This is a genomic window from Nitratireductor sp. XY-223 (assembly GCF_004959855.1).
Lineage (GTDB): Bacteria > Pseudomonadota > Alphaproteobacteria > Rhizobiales > Rhizobiaceae > Hoeflea_A.
Genome location: NZ_SPNT01000001.1, coordinates 226,183 through 246,341, shown reverse-complemented (window position 1 = coordinate 246,341; position 20,159 = coordinate 226,183). Strand labels below are relative to the sequence as shown.

Genomic DNA, 20,159 nt, shown 5'->3' with positions numbered 1-20,159 from the left:
TATCACTGACCACTGTTCCGGATATGAACAAACACTGCCCGGCAGTGGCACTAAAGCTCGTCCCGGAAATGGACCAGCAAATGGTTGACCGGATTGGGCGCCGCCTGACCGAGCCCGCAAATCGACGCGTCACGCATGACGGCTTCGAGATCGCGGATTGCCTCTTCGTCGAGCGGTCCGTCGCCCTCCAGCAGCGAGACCATCTTTTCCGTACCGCCGCGGCAGGGCGTGCACTGCCCGCAGCTTTCATGTTTGAAAAACTTCAGAAGGTTGAGCGTCGCTTCCTTCACGCTGTCCTTGTCGGACAGGACGACCACCGCATGGGAACCGACAAAGGCATCGGCATCGGCCAGTTCGCCGCCGAAATCGAGCGGAATGCCGTCCATGCTGGCGGGCAGGATTCCGCCCGAGGCACCACCCGGCAGATAGGCCTTGAAGGTGTGCCCTTCAGCCATTCCGCCGCAATAATCGTCGATCAGTTCCCGGACCGTGACGCCGGCCGGGGCCAGTTTAACACCCGGCTCCTTGACGCGCCCGGAGACCGACCACGAGCGCGGTCCCGGATGGCCCGGCTTGCCCTGATCGGCGAACCACTTGGCGCCTTTTTCCACGATATCGCGGATCCACCACAGCGTTTCGACATTGTGGTTTAGTGTCGGCCGGCCGAACAGGCCCACCTCGGCAATGTATGGCGGGCGGTGGCGCGGCAGGCCGCGCTTGCCTTCGATGCTCTCGATCATCGCGCTTTCTTCGCCGCAGATATAGGCGCCGGCGCCGCGGCGCAGCTCGATGAACCCGGCATCGATGATACCGGCCGCCTCCAGCGCCTCGATCTCCGCCCGCAGGATTGCAAGCACCGCCGGGTATTCGTCGCGCATATAGAAATAGATGCGCTCGGCGGCGACCGCGTGGGCCGCGATCAGCGCCCCTTCCAGCGCCCGGTGCGGATCGCTTTCGAGCAGATATCGGTCCTTGAAGGTGCCCGGCTCGCCCTCGTCGCCATTCACCGTCATCAGGCGCGGCCCCTCATAGGAGCGGACGAAACCCCATTTCTTCCCGGCCGGGAAGCCGGCGCCGCCGAGACCGCGCAGTCCGGCATCGGAAAGCGCCTCGATGAGCGCCTCCGCGCCGATCTTCCCGGAGCGGACCTTCTCGTAGAGCGCGTAGCCGCCGTACTCCTGATAGGCAAAGAGGTTGATATATTCGGGAACCAGCGCGTCAAAGCCGCCTTCGCTGGCCAGCCGTAGAAGGTCGTCGGGCGTCGCGTGGTCCACTTCCCGGTCGCCGACTCGCGCCGCCGGAGCCGTGTCGCAGCGCCCCATGCACGGCGCGCGCGCGATCCTTATGAGCGACGGGTCTGCGCCGTTTTCGAGCGCCGAAATCACCGTCTCGGAGCCGGCCATCATGCAGGACAGGGAATCGCACACGCGGATGGTCAGGGGCGCGGGCGCGTCCTCCCCTTCCCGGACCACGTCAAAATGGTCGTAGAACGATGCCACCTCGTAAATTTCCGCCTGCGGCAACCGCATGAGCTCGGACAGCGCTCTGATGTGGGCCGCCGACAGACAGCCATAGGTGTCCTGGATGTTGTGCAGGAATTCGATCAGCAGGTCACGGCGCAGCTCCAGCCCCTCGAAAAGGCCGCGCATTTCCTCAAGCGCCGCATCGTCCAGCGGACGTCCCTTGGGTCCGCGGTCGCGTCGCTTGATGTTGACATGCTTGTTCATTTCGCCATCCCTTTCCGGCTGCAGGACCCTGTCGCGCCTGCAATTTGGAATGGGTATAGACTGCCCATTGCATGAAAAGCCAGCCCGAATGCGTCAGTCGGGCGTCGCAAGGCCGGTTCAATCCCCAGATCGCCCGACTACGGTCATGTCGTTTTCAAGATATCGAAATATTTATGCCTGGATTAAATCGTGTAGAGCCTAGTCGGCAAAAATTTGTAATTTCGGGCAAAATTTGTCCGTTCGGTTAATTTCAATTGGTGCTTTTCTCACCCAGTGAAACGCCATATGGTCAATTTATGTCGCAAAAAGACCATTGTGCTGCACTCTGTTGCCGTTTTATGGGTCGCAAGCGGCCGGGGAGCCGATACAGGGGAATGGCAATCGCCGGGATTATCATCCGCGTAGCGCCAATGGATACGACTTGTTGCTTGCAGTGAAGCAGTGAGGCGTTTTGATTAAGTCACTGCAAAACTGGGAGAATTTACGTCATGAAGAAGCTTATCGCTTCATCGTTGCTCGCCACAGGTCTCATGTTCTTTGCCAACACCGCATCCGCCGAAGACTGCGGGAAGGTCACGGTTGCCCAGATGAACTGGCAGTCGGCCGAGGTGCTGGCCAATATCGATCAGATCATCCTTTCCGAAGGCTACGGTTGCGATGTGGAACTTGTCGCCGGCGACACGATGCCGACATTCGCGTCCATGAACGAAAAGGGTCAGCCGGACGTCGCTCCGGAACTGTGGATCAACGCTTTCCGTGACGCGGTCGATGCCGCGGTCGCCGAGGGCCGCCTTCACATTGCCGCCGAGTCGCTCGCCGATGGCGGCGTCGAGGGTTGGTGGATCCCGAACTACATTGCCGAGGCCTATCCGGACATCAAGACGATCGACGATGCGCTGAAGCACCCGGAACTGTTCCCGGATCCAGAGGATTCGTCCAAGGGCGGGGTCTACAACTGTCCGTCGGGTTGGAACTGCCAGATCTCGACCGGCAATCTTTTCAAGGCCTATGGCGGCGAAAAGGCCGGCTTCAGCCTGATCGACTCTGGCTCCGCGGCCGGATTGGACGGCTCGATCGCCAAGGCGTTTGAGCGCAACGAAGGCTGGCTCGGCTACTATTGGGCACCAACGGCCATTCTCGGCAAATACGAGATGGTTCGCCTCGGCTTCGGCGTGCCGCACGACAAAGAGCAATGGGACACCTGTACGTCCCAGGCCGAGTGCGAGAACCCGCAGAAGAACGCCTGGCCGAAATCCGAGGTCTACACGGTCGTGACCGACGAGTTCCAGAAGCGCGGCGGCATTGCCTACGACTATCTTGCCACCCGCAAATGGGGCAACAAGACGGTGAACAGCCTGCTTGCCTGGATGGTCGACAACCAGGCCACCGGTGAAGACGGTGCCCGCTACTTCCTTGAAAACCACGAGGACATCTGGACCACGTGGGTTACCCCGGACGTTGCCGACAAGGTCAAGAACTACCTGGCAAACTCCTAATCTTTGAAAACCCGGCGGGTCGCCCCGCCGGGTTTTTGCCGGACGCAATAACCACAAGAACAAGTCCACACACGGGGTCGGAAGGGACAATAAAATGGAATGGCTGTACGAGTTTCCGAGTATGAACGGAGCGAGCCTGCGCGCGCTTAAGAAAGCGATCGACGAGGGTTTCCGGTCCTTCACTCGGGCCTATGGGGAATATTTCGAACTGTTTTTCGAGCCGCTGAAGCATTTTCTGATTGCGTCTGAAGACTTCATGACGGAAACGCCGTGGCCGGTAATACTGATAATCATCGCCTTTATCGCCTGGCTGGCCAGCCGCGACCTGCGCATTGTTATCGGCTCTGTCGTCACGCTGCTGCTGATCGGCTATTTCGACATGTGGGAAGACACGATGAAGACCATATCGATGATCTTCGTGTGTACGGTTCTGGCCATTTTCATCGGCATCCCTATCGGAATCATCATGTCTCGGTCCGACCGCGTCCAGGCGGTGGTCAATCCGATTCTGGACATCATGCAGACCATGCCGAGCTTCGTTTACCTGATCCCGGTCGTCATGCTTCTGGGTATCGGCAAGGTTCCCGGCCTGATCGCCGTCGTGATCTATGCCATCCCGCCGATTATCCGGCTGACCAATCTCGGCATCCGCCTCGTCGACAAGGATGTGCTGGAGGCGGCGGACGCCTTCGGCTCGTCCAATTGGCAGCGGCTGAAGAACGTCCAGATGCCGCTGGCGCTGCCGACCATCATGGCCGGCATCAACCAGACCATCATGATGGCTCTGGCCATGGTTGTGGTGGCCTCCATGATCGGCGTCCAGGGCCTTGGCCAGCCCGTTTTGAGGGCAATCACCAACCAGTACTTCACCCTCGGCGTGTTCAACGGCCTTGCCATTGTCGGCATCGCCATCATCTTCGACCGCACAAGCCAGGCCTTCGGCAAGCGTCTGCAGAAGCACCAGGAGGTCATCCATGGTTGATTCGAAGACGAGCCCCGGCATTTCGGTCCGAAATCTCTACAAGATCTTCGGCAAGAACCCCGAACAATATGTCGACATGGTCAAGGAGGGCATGACCAAGACCGAGCTGAACGAGCAGTACGGTCATGTCCTCGGTCTGAAGGACATCAACATCGAGATGCCCGCCGGCGGCATCCAAGTGGTCATGGGTCTGTCCGGATCGGGCAAGTCCACCCTGATCCGCCACATCAACCGGCTAATCGATCCGACCGCCGGCGAGGTCATCGTCGGCGACGCCGACGTGTGCAAGATGAGTGCCGGCCAACTGCGGGAATTCCGCCGCCACGAAACAGCGATGGTATTCCAGAAATTCGCCCTATTGCCGCATCGTACGGTTCTCGACAACGCCGTTTACGGGCTTGAGGTGCAGGGTGTCTCGCGCGCCGAGCAGATCGAGCGGGCGCAGCGCTGGATCGACCGGGTCGGACTGACCGGCTTCGAAAGGAGCTATCCCAATCAGCTTTCAGGCGGCATGCAGCAGCGTGTCGGCCTGGCGCGGGCCCTGACCAACGACGCGCCGATCCTGCTCATGGACGAGGCCTTCTCGGCGCTCGATCCGCTGATCCGGATGGACATGCAGTCGGTGCTGCTTGACCTGCAGAAGGAAATCCGCAAGACCGTGGTTTTCATCACCCACGATCTCGACGAGGCGCTGCGCCTCGGCGACAAGATCGCGATCCTGCGCGACGGCGAGATCGTTCAGCAGGGGACCGGCCAGGACATCGTACTCAACCCGGCCGACGACTACATCTCCAATTTCGTCAAGGAGGTCAATCGCGGGCGCGTGATCCTGGTCGAGACGATCATGAAGCCGCTGTCCGGCGATCCCGAGGGGATGGGCATCGTCACCGGAACGACCCTGGAGGAAGCGGCAAAGACCATGACCGACGCCAACACCGCCATGGCCCACGTCACCGACGCCGGCGGCAAACCGGTTGGATCGCTGGACATCCATGATGTCATCGCGGCGATGGTGACCCCGGTCGCCCATGAGGAGGCAATTGCCGCCGAATAGCGCTCGACCGAAGCGGAATCGGGAATTGGCGGCCCTTCGGCCGCCTTTTCTTTGCCCACCCATGGCCATTGAAATCCGTCCGATGAGCGCTTTTCGGCATTGCCATGATATAAAGACATGTTTATATCGTTACACAATTTGGCACCATTTGGAAAAGTACAATGTCCCCTCCCGCCGCATCGACCAATCCGCTGTCCGATCTCATTGCCGAGAAGGGCGTTCTTCTCGCCGACGGCGCAACCGGCACGAACCTCTTTGCCATGGGCCTGGAATCCGGCGAAGCGCCCGAGCTCTGGAACGAGGACGCGCCGGAAAAGATCGTCAAGCTGCATCAGGATTTCGTTGACGCGGGCTCCGACATCATCCTGACAAACAGCTTCGGCGGCACCCGTCAAAGACTGAAGCTTCACCACGCGCAAGACCGGGTGTTTGAGCTGAACAAAAAGGCCGCCGAGATCGCCAGGCGGGTCGCGGACGGCGCCGGACGCCGTGTGATCGTCGCGGGCTCCGTAGGCCCCACCGGCGAATTGCTCGTGCCGCTCGGCGCCCTCACCTATGAGGAAGCGGTCGAAGCATTCGAGGAACAGATCAACGGCCTCAAGGCCGGCGGCGCGGAAATCGCCTGGATCGAGACCATGTCGGCGCCGGACGAAATCCGCGCGGCAGCCGAGGCGGCCGTCAGATGCGGGATGCCCTATACCTATACCGGTTCCTTCGACACCGCCGGCAAGACCATGATGGGACTGCACCCGAAGGACATTCACAACGTCGCGAACGACGTGGAACAGCCGCCGCTGGCGGTCGGTGCCAATTGCGGCGTCGGCGCATCGGACATACTCTCATCGCTTCTCGACATGAAGGAAGCCAATCCGGACGGCACCATCATCGTCAAGGGCAATTGCGGCATCCCCGAATTCGTCGGCTCCGAGATCCACTATTCGGGCACGCCGCCGCTGATGGCCGAATACGCGCGCCTGGCGATCGATGCGGGCGCGACGATCATCGGCGGCTGCTGTGGCACGTCCTGCGATCACCTGCGCGCCATGCGCGCGGCAATCGACACCCATGAGCGGGCGAAAAAACCCAGCCTCGAGGACATCGTCGAGAAGATCGGGCCGTTGCGCAACAAGACCGCGGCGGACGCAGCCGATGCGCCGAAACGCGAGCGCCGCGGCCGCAGGCGCGCCTGAAGCATCACCGGTTCACCAGGGGCTCCAGCGCGTCCATGTGGAAGCGCAGCTGCGCCTCGACATACTGATATTGCCGCCCCACCGGGCAGGCGTTGCGCGCCAGGCACCCCGACACCATGCAGCCCGAGCGGCCCGCGTTGCTGTCCAGATGCGTCCGGCAGGCCTTGATGGCGAAGTCATGTGCCGCCACCGCTTCAGCCGGGCAAGTCGAGATACACGGCTTTTCGGCGCAACTGTCGCACGCATGGGCGAGCGAAACCGGTGCCGGAACGGCAATCTCGCCTGCAAAGGCGAAAGCGGCCCGGTATCCGTGCCAGAGCCCGAACTCCGGATGGATCAATATGGCCAGCGGCGACGGCTCCAGCCCCTCGGTCCGCTTGATCCAGCTCTGAAACGGCCACCAGGGTTTTTCGAACGGATACAAAGCTTTACAGCCGAATTCCGATTCGATTTCGGAACCGACAGAACGGGACCATGCATCGAGCGGATGCGTCCCGTCATAGCCCGAGCGGAACGTCTCGAAATCGGGCCAGAACGATGAGCCCGCATGGCCGGCGAGCACAACGGTGGTAAAGCCGTATTCGCGCGCGGCAAGATCCGCGTCCTCGGTCAGGTGAAGCCCGCCGCGGGCCATCAGGCCGTGTCGTTTCAGCGCCGTATCAAGACGGTTGTAGAGATCGCCGTCGCGCATCACTCGTCATCCCTGAACGCCGAGCGCCAGACATCCCTGTGAATGAGGTTGGCCACTTTAGCCCGGCCGTCCTCGGGCTTCTTTCATGTGAAGGCGTCCGGCATCGCCTCCTTCTTGTGGCGGATGAAGTCCCGCAGCCCGTCATTGATGCCCTCGTCCAGGGGCGGCGCCTGGTATGATTCGAGCCAGCTTCTGCACAACTCGTTGGCGCGGTTCTCGATGCGTTTTTCACCTTCCAGCTGCCACTGCTCGAAGGAATTGTTGTCGGCCAGCGGCGAACGGTAGAACGCCGTCTGGAAATTCGCCTGCGTGTGCGCGCAGCCGAGATAATGACTGCCCGGCCCGACTTCGCGGATCGCGTCCATGGCCTGCGCGTCTTCGGAAAGATCGACGCCCTCGGCGAATTTCTGCATCATGCCGAGCTGGTCCACGTCGATCATGAACTTCTCGTAGCAGGACACCAGCCCGCCCTCCAGCCAGCCGGCCGAGTGCAATGCGAAATTGGTGCCGGCAAGCAGCGTCATGTTCAAGGTGGCGCCGCTTTCATGCGCGGCCTGGGCATCCGGCACCTTCGAGCCGCACAGCGACCCGCCAGTCCGGAACGGCAGACCGAGCCGCCGCGCCAGTTGCGCCGCGCCGTAGGAGACCAGCGACGGCTCCGGCGTCCCGAAGGTCGGCGCGCCGGACTGCATGGAAATCGACGCGGCGAAGGTGCCGAACAACACCGGCGCGCCCGGACGGATCAACTGTGTGAAGGATGCGCCAGCAAGCACTTCTGCGAGGATCTGCGTCAGCGTGCCGACCACCGTCACCGGGCTCATCGCGCCCGACAGGATGAACGGCGACACGATGCATGCCTGGTTGTTGCGCGCGTAGACCTTTGCAGCGCCCAGCATGGTCTCGTCGAAGACCATGGGCGAGTTGGCGTTGATCAGGTTCACAACGACGCAGTTCTGATCGACATAGTCTTCGCCGAACAGGATCTTGCACATGTCCACCGTGTCCTGTGCCCGCTCCGGCGCGGTCACCGAGCCCATGAACGGCTTGTCGGACAGGCGCATATGGGCATAGACCATGTCGAGATGCCGTTTGTTGACCGGAATATCCACCGGTTCGCACACGGTCCCGCCCGAATGGTGCATCGAGGGCGCCATATAGGCGAGTTTCACGAAGTTCTCGAAGTCCTGGATCGTCGCATAGCGCCGCTCGCCGTTGAGATCGCGAACGAATGGCGGGCCGTAGACCGGCGCGAACACGATCGCCTTGCCGCCGATCTCGACGGAGCGCTCCGGGTTGCGCGCATTCTGCGTGAACACCTGCGGCGCCGTCTTCAGCAGCGACCGGCAAAGCCCCTTCGGGAAATGGACGCGCTCGCCCTTCACATCGGCACCGGCCTCGCGCCACAGCGCCAGTGCTTCCGCATCGTCGCGGAATTCGATGCCGATCTCCTCGAGCACGGTCTCGGCGTTGGCCTCGATCAGCGCCAGGGCTTCTTCGTCGAGAACCTCGTACGCGCGGACCTTGCGCCTGATATAGAATTGCTGTTCGCCCGGACCGCCGCCGCTGCGCGAGGCCCGTCTTGCGGCCGCACCGCCGGCACCGCCGCGCCCCCGTCGGCCTCCGCCGCGGCCGGAACTTGATTTTTCAGCTTCCATCTCGGTTACCTTTCCTGCCGCATTGCGCGCCCTGTGCCTTATCATTGGTTTACGGCATCAGTGCGCCGGCCGGCAGCCCTTTGAACTTCTGCGTAACTCGCGCGTTTGTCGTTATCGTTTAGCCTAGTGCCCAGCCCGGCCGCCGCCTTTCTCTATGCGCCAAGCCGTGACGCTATGGCGACAGGTTCCCGCCATCTGCGGGAACGGCGGTGATCGCTGAAATAAACGGGTCGCTTTTCAGATTGGAGCGCGTCGTTTTTGAGAACTCTCTTTTCGGTTCTTTCCCGCATAAGACTTTCACGATAAACACTTACGTGATTCAAAAGCGCGACAATCGCCAGCATCGAGGGAACGCCGATGTCCGATGACGAAATCATTCTAGCAGAACTGTCTGACGATGAACTCGTGCAGCAGATGCATGACGACCTTTACGACGGCCTGAAGGAAGAGATCGAGGAAGGCACGACCATTCTGCTCGACCGCGGCTGGGCGCCCTACGATGTGCTGACAAAGGCACTCGTTGAGGGCATGCGCATCGTCGGCGAGGACTTCCGCGACGGCATTCTTTTCGTGCCCGAGGTGCTTTTGTCGGCCAACGCCATGAAGGCCGGGATGGCCATCCTGCGGCCGCTGCTCGCCGAAACGGGCGCTCCGAAGCTCGGAAAGATGGTGATCGGCACCGTCAAGGGCGACATTCACGATATCGGCAAGAACCTCGTCGGCATGATGATGGAAGGCGCCGGTTTCGACGTGATCGATATCGGCATCAACAACCCGGTCGAGAACTATCTCGAGGCCATCGACGAGCACGAGCCCGATATCATCGGCATGTCGGCGCTGCTGACCACGACAATGCCCTATATGAAGGTCGTGATTGACACGATGAAGGAAAAGGGCATCCGTGACGATTATGTCGTGCTGGTCGGCGGAGCGCCGCTGAACGAGGAATTCGGCATGGCCGTCGGTGCCGACGCCTATTGCCGCGACGCGGCCGTTGCCGTCGAGACGGCCAAGGAATTCATGAAGCGCAAGCACAACAAGATGGCCAGCGCCGGATAACGCCGCCTGAACCAAAACGGATTTGCGGATGGCGGCCGGGTTGGCCGCCATTTTGTTTTAGCAGTATAAGTAACGCCATGATCGAACAGGGTCACACATCTTCGCAGGAAAAGCCGGTGCGCGTCATCGGCTGCGGTGCGATCGCGCGGGAAATCCTCGCCGTGTGCGAGGCCAACGGCCTTTCGCACATCGATCTCGCCTGCCTTCCGGCGCAGTGGCATCTATATCCGGACCGCATCGCGCCTGGTGTCCGGGAAGCGGTCAAGAAGGCGCGCGAAGAGGGTTTCGAGCGCATCTATGTCGCCTATGCCGATTGCGGCACCGGCGGCCTGCTCGACCGTGTCTGCGAGGAGGAGGGCGTGGAGCGCATTGCCGGGCCGCACTGCTATTCCTTCTTTGCCGGCAATGACCTCTTCGAGGAATGGAACGACGACATCGACGCCTTCTTCCTGACCGATTTCCTCGCCCGGCAGTTCGAGAGCTTCATCGTCGAGCCTCTCGGCCTCGACCGGCACCCGGAACTGCGCGACATGTATTTCGGCAATTACCGCAAGCTGGTTTACCTGTCCCAGAAGGAAGACCCGGAGCTGCAGGAAAAAGCGCGCCTCGCCGCCGAGCGCCTCGGCCTTGAATATGAGTACCGCTTTACCGGCTATGGCGACCTCACGTCATCGCTGCAGTCGGCCTGACCGCCCACCGCGGCACGCGATCCCCTTGCCTATTTGCACAAAAAGTCCCACATGTGTTGCCCGCATCCCGATGAATGCGGTTGACGTATTGCCTTAGTGATCGGCTGATACGTGTTTCGACGGATTAAACACAGATTGTACGACAGCCGAAGAGAGACAATATTGAGCGATACGCCCGCAGAAGGTTCTGTTCCCGGTATTTCGGCAAAACGGCAAAAACGCCCGGAGAGCCTGTCCGACCTGCTGAAGGAAATCTCGGAAAACATGGGGCCGCGCATTACGCTGCGGGAAATCGCCGAAGCTCTGGACGAGCGCTCGTTCGGCGCTTTTCTGATCGTGTTCTCGATTCCGAACCTCATCCCGCTGCCGCCGGGCGCGACCCTGATCCTGGGCCTTCCGCTGATATTCATTTCCTGGCAGATCGTCGCCGGACGAAACAAGATCTGGCTGCCCGAACGCCTCGCCAACTACACCCTCGACAAGAAGACGCTTCAGAAGATCGTCCGGCGCTCTGAGCCGTGGCTGAAATGGATGGAAGCCTGGGTGCGCCCGCGCAACTGGCCGCTCACGACCCCGCTGTCGGAACGCCTGTTCGGCATCTACATCTTGTTCATGTCGATCATCGTTGTCGTTCCGATACCTTTCGGCAACTGGCTTCCGGCCTTTGCCATCGCCACGATCGGCCTTGCCCACACGGAAAACGACGGCAACTGCCTTGTGATCGGATCGATCATCGGCATTGTCGCGACGCTTATTTTCGCGCTCGTTCTCTTCCTGACGACGGCGCTGTTCAGCTCGGTCGTGTAGGGTGCGTTGACGGCCGGTAACCAACAGCGGATACAAGGCTTTTTTCCTGTCGGGCCAACCGTATATAATGCTGCGGCGCACACGTCGTTTTTGAGCGCATTGCGCGTCGTCGCGCAGCAAGCCAGACCGGCGGATTTTACTTATGTACGCGCCAAGGAGACCACCCATGGCTGATCTGATTACCGTTTACTGGCGGGACATACCCGCGCAGGTTATTGTCAAGAAAGGCCGCAAGAGCGCGAAACGCGAATTATCGCTGCGTTTCACCGAAGCCATCGACATGTGCGCGATGCGCTCCGGAGCTCATGAAACGGACGAGTATCTCGCCGAGTGGCGGCGCGGTACACCGGAACCGGTCTCCGACGATCTGGAGGCGGAAGCCGACAAGGCGGCCGCGCGTCTGGAAGAGGATTACACCAAAGAGCGCCTGATTGACCTTGTCAATTCGGGAGGGAGAGCCGGCAACAATGACGACAGTGGTGGAAATGAAGCCGCAACGGCCTGAGAAAATCGCAGCATCGATCGAAGTGGCCCCGCGCCAGGCGGTCGAATCGGCTGACCTGCCCAACCTGTTTCCGAAGGGAACGCACGTCTACGTCACCGATATCGGGACGGACACCACCGACACGCTGGTGAACGCGGTTCGCCGCCTGCGCGATCTGGGCTTCGAGCCGGTCCCGCATTTCGCGTCGCGTCGCCTTTCCACCCGCGGCGCGCTCGAGGAGCGCGTCAAGCGCATGAGCGAGGAAGCCGGCGTCAGCAACGTGCTGGTCATCGGCGGCGGCCTGGAGCGCCAGGCCGGCGAGTTCTCCTCGACAATGGAAGTGCTTGAAACCGGATTTTTCGACAAATACGGCGTCGAGGCCATCGGTATCGCCGGCCATCCCGAGGGCAGCCCGGATTTCTCAGAGGAAGTGGCCGTCCAGGCGCTGCGGCTGAAAAAGTCCTTCGCCGAGCGCAGCGACGCAAAGCTGCGCATCGTCACCCAATTCGGTTTCGACGCGCAGAAATTCATCGCCTGGGCCGACGGTCTCAAGGAACACGGCATCGACCTGCCCGTTCATCTCGGTGTCGCCGGTCCCGCCAAGGTCACCACGCTGATCAAGTTCGCGGCCATGTGCGGCGTCGGCAATTCGATTTCCTTCCTCAAGAAGAACGCGCTCTCGCTGACCACCCTTGCGACCTCCCATTCGCCCGAAAATGTCGTCGGCCCGATCGAGGAGCACGTGCTCGCCAGCAACGACACCCCCATACGGCAGATTCACGTATTTGCCTTCGGCGGACTGAAAAAAACGTCCGAGTGGCTTGAAGAACGCGGCACATGGGATATAAAGACATCTTTATATCCTTCTACGACCGTAGCACAGAATTGAGGACTGCCTAATGGCCCGCACGATCGTTGCATCAGCAACCAAGGAAATTGTCATCGGATTCGATCAGCCGTTCTGCGTGATCGGCGAACGCATCAACCCGACCGGACGCAAGCGGCTGGCCGCCGAGATGCAGGAAGGCAATTTCGAGACCGTCAAGTCCGACGCCCTGGCGCAGGTCGCAGCCGGCGCCACCATGCTCGACGTCAATGCCGGCGTCACCGCGGTGGATCCCAACGCAACCGAACCGGCACTGCTGGTCAAGACCCTGGAGATCGTCCAGGGCCTGGTCGACGTGCCGCTTTCGATCGATTCCTCGGTCACCGGCGCCATCGAGGCCGGACTTGAAGTGGCCAAGGGCCGTCCGCTGGTCAATTCCGTGACCGGCGAGACCGAGAAGCTCGAGGCGATCCTGCCGCTGATCAAGAAATACGACGTTCCTGTCGTTGCGATCTCGAACGACGAGACCGGCATTTCCGAGGATCCGGACGTGCGTTTCGCCGTCGCCAAGAAGATCGTCGAGCATGCGGCCGACTACGGCATCAAGGCCGAGGACATTGTCGTCGATCCGCTGGTCATGCCGATCGGCGCCATGGGAACGGCCGGACAGCAGGTGTTCAGGCTGGTGCGCCGCCTGCGCGACGAGCTCGGCGTCAACACCACCTGCGGCCTGTCCAACATCTCCTTCGGCCTGCCGCACCGCCACGCCATCAACGCCGCGTTCATTCCCATGGTGATCGCGTCGGGCATGACCTCGGCGATCATGAATCCCTGCCGTCCGCAGGAAATGGAGATGGTCCACGGCGCCAACGTCCTGAATGCCACCGACCCGAACTGCCAGAACTGGATCATGACCTATCGTGATCACGCACCGGCCAACGGAGCGGCTCCGGTCGCGGCCGACGGCGCGGTAGCCGCGGCGGCAACTGGCGGCCGCCGGCGGGGCGGACGCCGCGCCCGCGCCTAGGGCCGCGCGTGCCGGGCTTGCCCCGGCACGGATCCTGCCGCAACGTTGCTTGCGTTGATTCGCGCAGATCTGAAAGGACACCAGATGGACCAGAAGGCGAGCGAAAAAGACCCGCTGGTCCTTTTCATGCCCTCCGGTCGTCGCGGCCGTTTCGAAAAAGGCACCAACATCCTGGAGGCGGCGCGCCAGCTCGGCGTCTATGTCGAAAGCGTCTGCGGCGGGCGCGGGATCTGCGGCCGCTGCCAGATCGAAATCCAGGAAGGCAATTTCGCCAAGCACGGCATTACCTCCGCCGACGCGCATGTTTCCGCGTTTGGCGCCAAGGAAAAACGCTACGCTGAAAAACGGGAATTGAAGGACGGCCGGCGCCTGTCCTGTTCGGCGACGATCGAGGGCGATCTCGTCATCGACGTACCCCAGGATGTCCAGGTCAACGCGCAGATCGTCCGCAAGGCGGCCGACACGCGGCTGATCGAGCGCAATCCGGCGATCCAGATGTGCTATGTCGAGGTCGAGGAACCCGACATGCACAAGCCGCTCGGCGATCTCGACCGGCTGAAACTGGCGCTCGAGCGCGATTGGGGCTTTACCGACATCATCGTCGACCAGCATCTGCTGCCGAAGGTCCAGAAGGTCCTGCGCGAAGGCAAGTGGGCCGTCACCGCCGCCATTCACAGGGACATGGAGACCGCCCGCCCTGCCCTGATCGCGCTCTATCCGGGGCTGAAGAACGAAGCCTACGGGATCGCCTGCGACATCGGCTCGACCACCATCGCGATGCACCTGTCGTCGCTGCTCTCAGGCCTGACGATCGCCTCCGCCGGCGTGTCCAACCCGCAGATCCGCTTCGGCGAAGACCTGATGAGCCGCGTCTCCTACGTGATGATGAACCCGGACGGCCAGGAGGCGATGACCAATGCGGTCCACAACGCGCTGAACGGCCTGATCGAGGAGGTCTGCGCCGAATCCGGCGTCGATCCCGCCGATATCCTCGACGCTGTCTTCGTCGGCAACCCGATCATGCATCACCTGTTCCTCGGCATCGATCCGACGGAACTGGGCGGCGCGCCGTTCGCGCTGGCCGTATCGGGCGCGGTGCACAGCTGGGCGGCCGACCTGAACCTGGCGCTGAATCACGGCACGCGCGTCTACATGCTGCCGTGCATTGCCGGCCATGTCGGTGCCGACGCGGCGGCCGCTACCCTTTGCGAAGGCCCGCACCGCCAGGACGAGATCATGCTGCTTGTCGATGTCGGCACCAACGCCGAAATCGTGCTCGGGAACAAGGACCGGGTCGTCGCGGCTTCGTCGCCCACCGGCCCGGCCTTCGAGGGCGCCGAGATTTCCTGCGGCCAGCGCGCCGCCAGCGGCGCTATCGAGCGGGTCCGCATCGATCCGCAAACCCTCGAGCCGCGGGTGCGCGTCATCGGCGTCGAATCCTGGTCGGACGAGTCCGGCTTCGCCGCCCAGGCCGCGAAAACCGGCGTCACCGGCGTCTGCGGGTCCGGCATCATCGAGGTGATTGCCGAGATGTTCCTGGCCGGCATCATCTCCGAGGACGGCGTCATTGACGGATCGCTCGCGAGCCGCACCGACCGCATCGTCCAGGACGGGCGCACCTTCTCCTACGTCCTGTGGGAGGGCGACACGCGCCTGACCATCACGCAGAACGACGTGCGCGCCATCCAGCTCGCCAAGGCGGCGCTCTATGCCGGCATCAAGCTGCTCATGGACAAGCAGGGCATCGCCCATGTCGACCGGATCGGTCTCGCCGGCGCCTTCGGCTCCTTCATCGATCCCAAATACGCCATGGTCCTCGGCCTGGTTCCCGATTGCGACCTGGACAAGGTCAAGGCCGTCGGCAACGCCGCTGGAACCGGCGCGCGCATGGCGCTGCTCAACCGCGGCTATCGCCGCGAGATCGAAGAGACCGTGACGGCGATCGAGAAGATCGAGACCGCGCTCGAACCGAAGTTCCAGGAGCATTTCGTCAACGCCATGGCCCTGCCGAACAAGATCGACGCGTTCCCGGAACTCGCCAGGGCCGTCACGCTTCCCGCCCGGGCCGAGCCGGCTGCCTCCGACAACGGCGGTGGACGGCGCCGCCGCGAAGGACGCAGGCGGCGCGGTTAGAGCAAGATGACGCCATGGTGCATGGCGGCAACAGCCTGTCACCGAATATCCATGCCCTTTTGCCGGCGGCTTTGACCGCCTCTCGCGATTGCCTAAGATTGCCCCTGACGTCAACATTGCAGCGGGGCGCAAGAATGGATACTTCCTTTAGAAGCGTTGGTCGTGCAGTCGCATCGGCGGCTGTCGCGGCAATCCTGTCGACCGTCGCACATGCCGAGGACATTGCCGGCAGCGCCGATCATCCGCTGGTCGGTCGCTTCGACGGCTCGTTCATCAACGCCTACGACCATCGCGAATTCGACGAATACGCGTTCGCCACCGAACCGGCCACCAAGCGCGATCCGGACAATCTGAAGCCGATCGAGGGCACCGTCACCCGCATCGCCTACACGCTCGACGGTGACCAATCGCTGGCCGAGGTGGCGCGCAATTTCGAACTGGGCCTGACGGGCAACGGCTTCGAGATCGTTTTCGAGTGCGACACCAAGGCGTGCGGCGGCGGCAACCTGGCATACGCGCTCGACACGTTTCCGCTGCCGAAGATGGTGGTCGATCCGTTCAATTACCGCTACCTCGGCGCCAAGCGCTCCGGCGCCGAGGGCGAGGTCTACGCATCCGTCGTCATCAGCGCCGATACGCACAAAAAGATCCGCACCCAGGTGACGGTCGTCGAAATCGACAAGCTCGCCTTCCAGATGGTCGACGCCAAAGCGATGCAGGATGCCTTCGCCGAAAAGGGAAGCGTCGCCCTTTACGGCATCTATTTCGACACCGACAAGGCGAATATCAAACCGGAATCGGCGCCGACACTGGAGGAGATGGCCAAATTCCTGAACGGCGCGCCGGAGCTTTCAGTGGTCATTGTCGGCCACACCGACAACCAGGGCAGCATGGACTACAATCTCGGGCTGTCGCACCGGCGGGCGCAGTCGGTTGTCGATGCGCTGTCCAGCGCGCACGGTATCAGCAAGGAGCGGATGGTCGCCGCCGGCGCCGGCTTCCTCGCGCCGGTGGCCCGCAACGATACGGAGGACGGCCGTGCCAAAAACCGCCGGGTGGAAATGATTCCCCGCTGACGCTCCGGTCAGCTCGCCTCCGCGAATTCTCCCGTATCGGCGAGCATCGCAAACGTCGCACGGATGTGGTCGGCGGCCGCGCAGACCGGCGCCTCGGCATCCGGCCGGACGATCATGCCGAGCGAATAGGTGCCGATCGGCGGCAATCCGTCTTCCTCGCCGAGCACCACCAGATCCTCGCCGACGAACGATTTCGGCAGCGGCGCCACGGCCAGGTCGGACATGATCGCAGCCCGCTGGCCGGCGGTGTGGGCGCTCATATAGGCGATGCGGTAGGATATGCCGCGCTCGTTCAGGCCTTCCACGGCGCCGGCGCGCCAGGCACAGCCCTCTTCCCACATGGAGACGGGCAACGGCGAACACAGATGCGCGCTTCCACCCTTAGCACCGGCCCAGACAAGCTGCTCGGTCAACAGGATTTCGCCGCCGTCCGGCACCTTTCCGGTGGCGCAGGTCAGGAGGGTGATATCGAGCCGCCGCTCCTCAATGCGCTTGATGAGGTTGGAACTCATGTCGATGACGACATCGACGGCGATCGAGGGATGCGTCTTGGCAAAACGCGTCAGCACGGTCGGCAGCAGCCGCTCGCCGACATCGTCGGGGGCGCCGAGCCGCACCACGCCGGAAATGTCGGGCGACACGAACTGCGAGACCGCCTCGCGGTTGAGCGACAGCAGGCGCCGCGCATAACCGAGCAGGACGACACCGTCATTGGTCAGCGTCACCGACCGCGCATCGCGCGCGAAGACCGGTCTGCCGAGCATTTCTTCGAGCTTCTTGATCTGCATGGAGACCGCCGATGGCGTGCGGAACACGATTGAGGCGGCCGCTGTGAAACTGCCCGTGTCGGCTATGGCGACGAAGGTACGCAGGATATCGAGCTCGAGAAGCGGTGCGGGGTGATTGATCGGAGCGTTCATGGTCTTCGTTCAATTTTTTTGAATGAAACGTTGATTACTTTTCGTTTGATTGAACCAAATAGAAGCCCCATAGTCAAGATCAAGGGTCGCGACCTTCTCTGAATTTTTCGGTCTTTCGGAAACGAATACCGGCAATCTGGAAGGAGCCTGAACATGTTGAACAATGCACGTATCGAAAACCGGAACCCGTACGGCGTCACCATTGTGCCGGCGAGGCACAGGGCAGGAACCCAGATCGTAACGCGTCTTGCGAACGAAATCCGGGCGCTATGGAAGCGCCACCAGTGCCGCAGACTGCACCGGCAGACGGAGAAGGAAATCGCCAAGCTCAGCGATCAGATGCTGCGCGACATCGGCTGGCCGGCACGCTACGACAAGCGTGATTCCTGCCGCCGCCTCGGCCTTTGAACACGACCGGCGCGCCCACTGGCGCGCCGGCCCGCCTAGTCTCGCCGACACATCGACCGCAGGGCGAAATTTTACTTATTTTCACATTAAAAAAATTCGCTTCACAGGACTTACCGACTGTGTAAAGGTCGCAGCCGCAAAGGCGTTTTTGCTTAGCGGGTGGAGAGATTTAACTGAAAAGTTTCTGGAATCTCAGCGCCATAGCGGCAATGGCGGCTAGCAGTATATTGATTGGGCGCCTGCGCCGTGACAGATTCTGTACCGGTACAGACACATGCAGGGCGCGATGTTCAGGGATTGATGGCGATGGATAACAACACGCCGACGGTAAAGCGATCCTTCGTTTTCTATCTGGTTCCGGATTTTTCGCTGATCGCGTTCGCCACGGCGATCGAGCCGCTGCGGCTCGCCAATCGCATGCTCGGTTACCAGGCCTACAGTTGGCGCATCGCATCGTTCGACGGTTCACCGGTCATGGCCTCGAACGGCATCGAGGTGTCGGCGACGGCGACACTCGAAGAGGAACGGCGCAACCTCGCCGGCGAAAAGCGCCCCTCCATGGTGTTCGTATGCTCCGGCGTCAATGTCGAGACCCACGCCCAGAAGTCGGTCCATGCCTGGCTGCGCGAAGTGCACAACAGGAACATATCCGTCGGCGGGCTGTGCACGGGAGCCTATGTCCTCGCCGCCGCCGGCCTGTTGTCGGGTCGGCGCTGTGCGATTCACTGGGAGGATCTGCCGGGCTTTTCGGAGAAGTTCCCGCTCGCCGAGGTCTATGCCGACCTCTACGAGACGGATGACAATATCTACACCTGCGCCGGCGGCACCGCATCGCTCGACATGATGCTGAACCTCATCGGAGAGGACCACGACGACAACCTGGTCAACCGGGTCTGCGAACAGGCACTGACGGACCGGGTCCGCAATCCGCACGATCGCCAGCGCCTGCCGCTTCGCGCGCGCCTCGGCGTGCAGAATTCCAAGGTGCTGTCGATCATCGAACTGATGGAAAGCAACCTATCCGAACCGCTGTCCCTCCTGGAAATCGCCGATTACGCGGGTCTGTCGCGCCGCCAGATCGAGCGCCTGTTCCGCCAGGAAATGGGCCGCTCCCCTGCCCGCTACTATCTGGAGATCAGGCTCGACCGGGCACGTCACCTCCTGATCCAGTCATCGATGCCCGTCGTGGAAGTGGCCGTCGCCTGCGGCTTCGTCTCGGCCTCGCATTTTTCCAAGTGCTACCGCGAACTCTACGGCCGCTCGCCCCAGCAGGAACGAGCCGACCGCAAGCAGCTTCTCACCTCTGCCGCCTGATCCGACACAAAGGCTTTCAGGCCGTTTTGATTCACCGCGCCGTTGATACAGAAATTGCAGCGGCCGCCCGATCGTGTCGTTTACCAAAAGAAGAACTTCCGGTTCATAGCAACCAGTGGTGGTGCTATGAATCGGGTGGGACATGCTTAACGCTTGTTTAACCGCATGTTCGGTTTCGCAATAAAAACAAACGGGTAACGCGTTCATGAAACTTACAGCGTTAAACCGAAAATCCGCCATGGTCGGCTGCATGGCATTTCTGCTTGCCGCCTGTACCACATCCTCATCGCCGCCGCCTCCCGGCGAGTCGCTCGCCGGCTGGAAGGGCAATGTCAGGCGGTCGCTGCCGCTCTCGCTGACCGTTGCCAAGGGCGACTGCCCGGGGGCTCTCAGGGAATATATCGCGGCCAGCGGACACTCTGCTTACGCCTCGACCGACCTGACGGCAGCCGCTTATGAGGGAAAGAACTTCATCTGCGGCGTCGCGCTGAACAGAAAGAGCGTCGAGGAAGCCGAGGCGCTGGCCCTGAGGGGCTGCCAGAACGGCGCGCGACGATGGACCCATGCCTATTCCGGCAAGTGCGAGATCCACGCTTCCAAGTAGACAGCAGGCCGTATAGG

The 20,159-nt window shown here is 61.8% G+C and carries 19 protein-coding genes; 15 read left to right on the top strand and 4 right to left on the bottom strand.

Annotated elements, in window-relative coordinates; genetic code table 11:
* Positions 1 to 50: 50 nt before the first annotated feature.
* Complete coding sequence (locus E4M07_RS01090) at positions 51 to 1,727, bottom strand: NAD(P)H-dependent oxidoreductase subunit E (protein ID WP_136656439.1); 1,677 nt, start codon at positions 1,725 to 1,727, stop codon at positions 51 to 53.
* A 488-nt stretch (positions 1,728 to 2,215) separates the two neighbouring features.
* Between E4M07_RS01090 and E4M07_RS01085 the strand changes: the two genes are divergently transcribed.
* From E4M07_RS01085 to bmt, 4 genes are all read left to right on the top strand, one after another.
* Entirely contained in the window at positions 2,216 to 3,223 is a 1,008-nt protein-coding gene (locus tag E4M07_RS01085; RefSeq protein ID WP_136656438.1) for an ABC transporter substrate-binding protein, read from the top strand.
* A gap of 94 nt (positions 3,224 to 3,317) precedes the next feature.
* Positions 3,318 to 4,205: a proline/glycine betaine ABC transporter permease gene (locus E4M07_RS01080; RefSeq protein WP_136656437.1), complete on the top strand. Its 888-nt coding sequence runs from the start codon at positions 3,318 to 3,320 to the stop codon at positions 4,203 to 4,205.
* A complete protein-coding gene (locus E4M07_RS01075) occupies positions 4,198 to 5,259 on the top strand; it encodes a glycine betaine/L-proline ABC transporter ATP-binding protein (RefSeq protein WP_136656436.1) in 1,062 nt (353 codons plus the stop codon). Before E4M07_RS01080 ends, E4M07_RS01075 begins: the two co-directional genes overlap by 8 nt.
* 161 nt (positions 5,260 to 5,420) lie before the next feature.
* A complete protein-coding gene (bmt, locus tag E4M07_RS01070) occupies positions 5,421 to 6,449 on the top strand; it encodes a betaine--homocysteine S-methyltransferase (protein ID WP_136656435.1) in 1,029 nt (342 codons plus the stop codon).
* A 4-nt stretch (positions 6,450 to 6,453) separates the two neighbouring features.
* Here the strand turns inward: bmt and E4M07_RS01065 are convergent, their stop codons facing one another.
* Entirely contained in the window at positions 6,454 to 7,140 is a 687-nt protein-coding gene (locus tag E4M07_RS01065) for a 4Fe-4S dicluster domain-containing protein (protein ID WP_136656434.1), read from the bottom strand.
* A gap of 83 nt (positions 7,141 to 7,223) precedes the next feature.
* Entirely contained in the window at positions 7,224 to 8,795 is a 1,572-nt protein-coding gene (locus E4M07_RS01060; RefSeq protein ID WP_136656433.1) for a trimethylamine methyltransferase family protein, read from the bottom strand.
* 357 nt (positions 8,796 to 9,152) lie between these two features.
* Between E4M07_RS01060 and E4M07_RS01055 the strand changes: the two genes are divergently transcribed.
* The 8 genes from E4M07_RS01055 to E4M07_RS01020 all read left to right on the top strand — a co-directional run bounded on the left by E4M07_RS01055 (position 9,153) and on the right by E4M07_RS01020 (position 16,896).
* Complete coding sequence (locus tag E4M07_RS01055) at positions 9,153 to 9,854, top strand: B12-binding domain-containing protein (RefSeq protein WP_136656432.1); 702 nt, start codon at positions 9,153 to 9,155, stop codon at positions 9,852 to 9,854.
* 77 nt (positions 9,855 to 9,931) lie between these two features.
* Complete coding sequence (locus tag E4M07_RS01050; RefSeq protein WP_136656431.1) at positions 9,932 to 10,543, top strand: DUF1638 domain-containing protein; 612 nt, start codon at positions 9,932 to 9,934, stop codon at positions 10,541 to 10,543.
* Positions 10,544 to 10,705: 162 nt separating this feature from the next.
* Positions 10,706 to 11,350 (top strand): exopolysaccharide biosynthesis protein, encoded by a 645-nt coding sequence (locus E4M07_RS01045; RefSeq protein ID WP_246660332.1) that lies wholly within the window; start codon positions 10,706 to 10,708, stop codon positions 11,348 to 11,350.
* 166 nt (positions 11,351 to 11,516) lie between these two features.
* On the top strand, positions 11,517 to 11,855 hold the full coding sequence (locus E4M07_RS01040) for a virulence factor (RefSeq protein WP_136656430.1): 339 nt from the start codon (positions 11,517 to 11,519) through the stop codon (positions 11,853 to 11,855).
* The gene (locus tag E4M07_RS01035) at positions 11,818 to 12,723 is read left to right on the top strand and encodes a methylenetetrahydrofolate reductase (RefSeq protein WP_136656429.1); all 906 of its coding nucleotides are present in this window, start codon (positions 11,818 to 11,820) and stop codon (positions 12,721 to 12,723) included. The genes E4M07_RS01040 and E4M07_RS01035 overlap by 38 nt, the downstream gene beginning before the upstream one ends.
* A gap of 10 nt (positions 12,724 to 12,733) precedes the next feature.
* Positions 12,734 to 13,687 carry a methyltetrahydrofolate cobalamin methyltransferase gene (locus tag E4M07_RS01030; RefSeq protein WP_136656428.1) on the top strand — a complete coding sequence of 318 codons (954 nt, stop codon included), beginning with the start codon at positions 12,734 to 12,736 and terminating at the stop codon, positions 13,685 to 13,687.
* 84 nt (positions 13,688 to 13,771) lie between these two features.
* On the top strand, positions 13,772 to 15,820 hold the full coding sequence (locus tag E4M07_RS01025) for an ASKHA domain-containing protein (protein WP_136656427.1): 2,049 nt from the start codon (positions 13,772 to 13,774) through the stop codon (positions 15,818 to 15,820).
* A gap of 134 nt (positions 15,821 to 15,954) precedes the next feature.
* Positions 15,955 to 16,896, top strand: coding sequence for an OmpA family protein (locus E4M07_RS01020; RefSeq protein WP_169054045.1), 942 nt, complete (start codon positions 15,955 to 15,957; stop codon positions 16,894 to 16,896).
* 8 nt (positions 16,897 to 16,904) lie between these two features.
* On the opposite strand, the gene E4M07_RS01015 is transcribed toward E4M07_RS01020, so the two are convergent.
* Entirely contained in the window at positions 16,905 to 17,816 is a 912-nt protein-coding gene (locus tag E4M07_RS01015) for a LysR family transcriptional regulator (protein ID WP_136656425.1), read from the bottom strand.
* Between the two features lie 153 nt (positions 17,817 to 17,969).
* On the opposite strand from E4M07_RS01015, the gene E4M07_RS01010 reads away from it, so the two are divergent.
* From E4M07_RS01010 to E4M07_RS01000, 3 genes are all read left to right on the top strand, one after another.
* Positions 17,970 to 18,224 (top strand): hypothetical protein, encoded by a 255-nt coding sequence (locus E4M07_RS01010; RefSeq protein ID WP_136656424.1) that lies wholly within the window; start codon positions 17,970 to 17,972, stop codon positions 18,222 to 18,224.
* Positions 18,225 to 18,530: 306 nt separating this feature from the next.
* On the top strand, positions 18,531 to 19,538 hold the full coding sequence (locus tag E4M07_RS01005) for a GlxA family transcriptional regulator (protein WP_136656423.1): 1,008 nt from the start codon (positions 18,531 to 18,533) through the stop codon (positions 19,536 to 19,538).
* A 205-nt stretch (positions 19,539 to 19,743) separates the two neighbouring features.
* A complete protein-coding gene (locus tag E4M07_RS01000; protein WP_136656422.1) occupies positions 19,744 to 20,142 on the top strand; it encodes a hypothetical protein in 399 nt (132 codons plus the stop codon).
* The last annotated feature ends 17 nt before the right edge of the window (positions 20,143 to 20,159 follow it).

What these genes read in the sequence shown, in the direction of transcription:
- E4M07_RS01090 (WP_136656439.1), bottom strand. Translation starts at nt 1,727, where the DNA reads ATGAACAAGCATGTCAACATCAAGCGACGCGACCGCGGACCCAAGGGA.
- E4M07_RS01085 (WP_136656438.1), top strand. Translation starts at nt 2,216, where the DNA reads ATGAAGAAGCTTATCGCTTCATCGTTGCTCGCCACAGGTCTCATGTTC.
- E4M07_RS01080 (WP_136656437.1), top strand. Translation starts at nt 3,318, where the DNA reads ATGGAATGGCTGTACGAGTTTCCGAGTATGAACGGAGCGAGCCTGCGC.
- E4M07_RS01075 (WP_136656436.1), top strand. Translation starts at nt 4,198, where the DNA reads ATGGTTGATTCGAAGACGAGCCCCGGCATTTCGGTCCGAAATCTCTAC.
- bmt (WP_136656435.1), top strand. Translation starts at nt 5,421, where the DNA reads ATGTCCCCTCCCGCCGCATCGACCAATCCGCTGTCCGATCTCATTGCC.
- E4M07_RS01065 (WP_136656434.1), bottom strand. Translation starts at nt 7,140, where the DNA reads ATGCGCGACGGCGATCTCTACAACCGTCTTGATACGGCGCTGAAACGA.
- E4M07_RS01060 (WP_136656433.1), bottom strand. Translation starts at nt 8,795, where the DNA reads ATGGAAGCTGAAAAATCAAGTTCCGGCCGCGGCGGAGGCCGACGGGGG.
- E4M07_RS01055 (WP_136656432.1), top strand. Translation starts at nt 9,153, where the DNA reads ATGTCCGATGACGAAATCATTCTAGCAGAACTGTCTGACGATGAACTC.
- E4M07_RS01050 (WP_136656431.1), top strand. Translation starts at nt 9,932, where the DNA reads ATGATCGAACAGGGTCACACATCTTCGCAGGAAAAGCCGGTGCGCGTC.
- E4M07_RS01040 (WP_136656430.1), top strand. Translation starts at nt 11,517, where the DNA reads ATGGCTGATCTGATTACCGTTTACTGGCGGGACATACCCGCGCAGGTT.
- E4M07_RS01035 (WP_136656429.1), top strand. Translation starts at nt 11,818, where the DNA reads ATGACGACAGTGGTGGAAATGAAGCCGCAACGGCCTGAGAAAATCGCA.
- E4M07_RS01030 (WP_136656428.1), top strand. Translation starts at nt 12,734, where the DNA reads ATGGCCCGCACGATCGTTGCATCAGCAACCAAGGAAATTGTCATCGGA.
- E4M07_RS01025 (WP_136656427.1), top strand. Translation starts at nt 13,772, where the DNA reads ATGGACCAGAAGGCGAGCGAAAAAGACCCGCTGGTCCTTTTCATGCCC.
- E4M07_RS01020 (WP_169054045.1), top strand. Translation starts at nt 15,955, where the DNA reads ATGGATACTTCCTTTAGAAGCGTTGGTCGTGCAGTCGCATCGGCGGCT.
- E4M07_RS01015 (WP_136656425.1), bottom strand. Translation starts at nt 17,816, where the DNA reads ATGAACGCTCCGATCAATCACCCCGCACCGCTTCTCGAGCTCGATATC.
- E4M07_RS01010 (WP_136656424.1), top strand. Translation starts at nt 17,970, where the DNA reads ATGTTGAACAATGCACGTATCGAAAACCGGAACCCGTACGGCGTCACC.
- E4M07_RS01005 (WP_136656423.1), top strand. Translation starts at nt 18,531, where the DNA reads ATGGATAACAACACGCCGACGGTAAAGCGATCCTTCGTTTTCTATCTG.
- E4M07_RS01000 (WP_136656422.1), top strand. Translation starts at nt 19,744, where the DNA reads ATGAAACTTACAGCGTTAAACCGAAAATCCGCCATGGTCGGCTGCATG.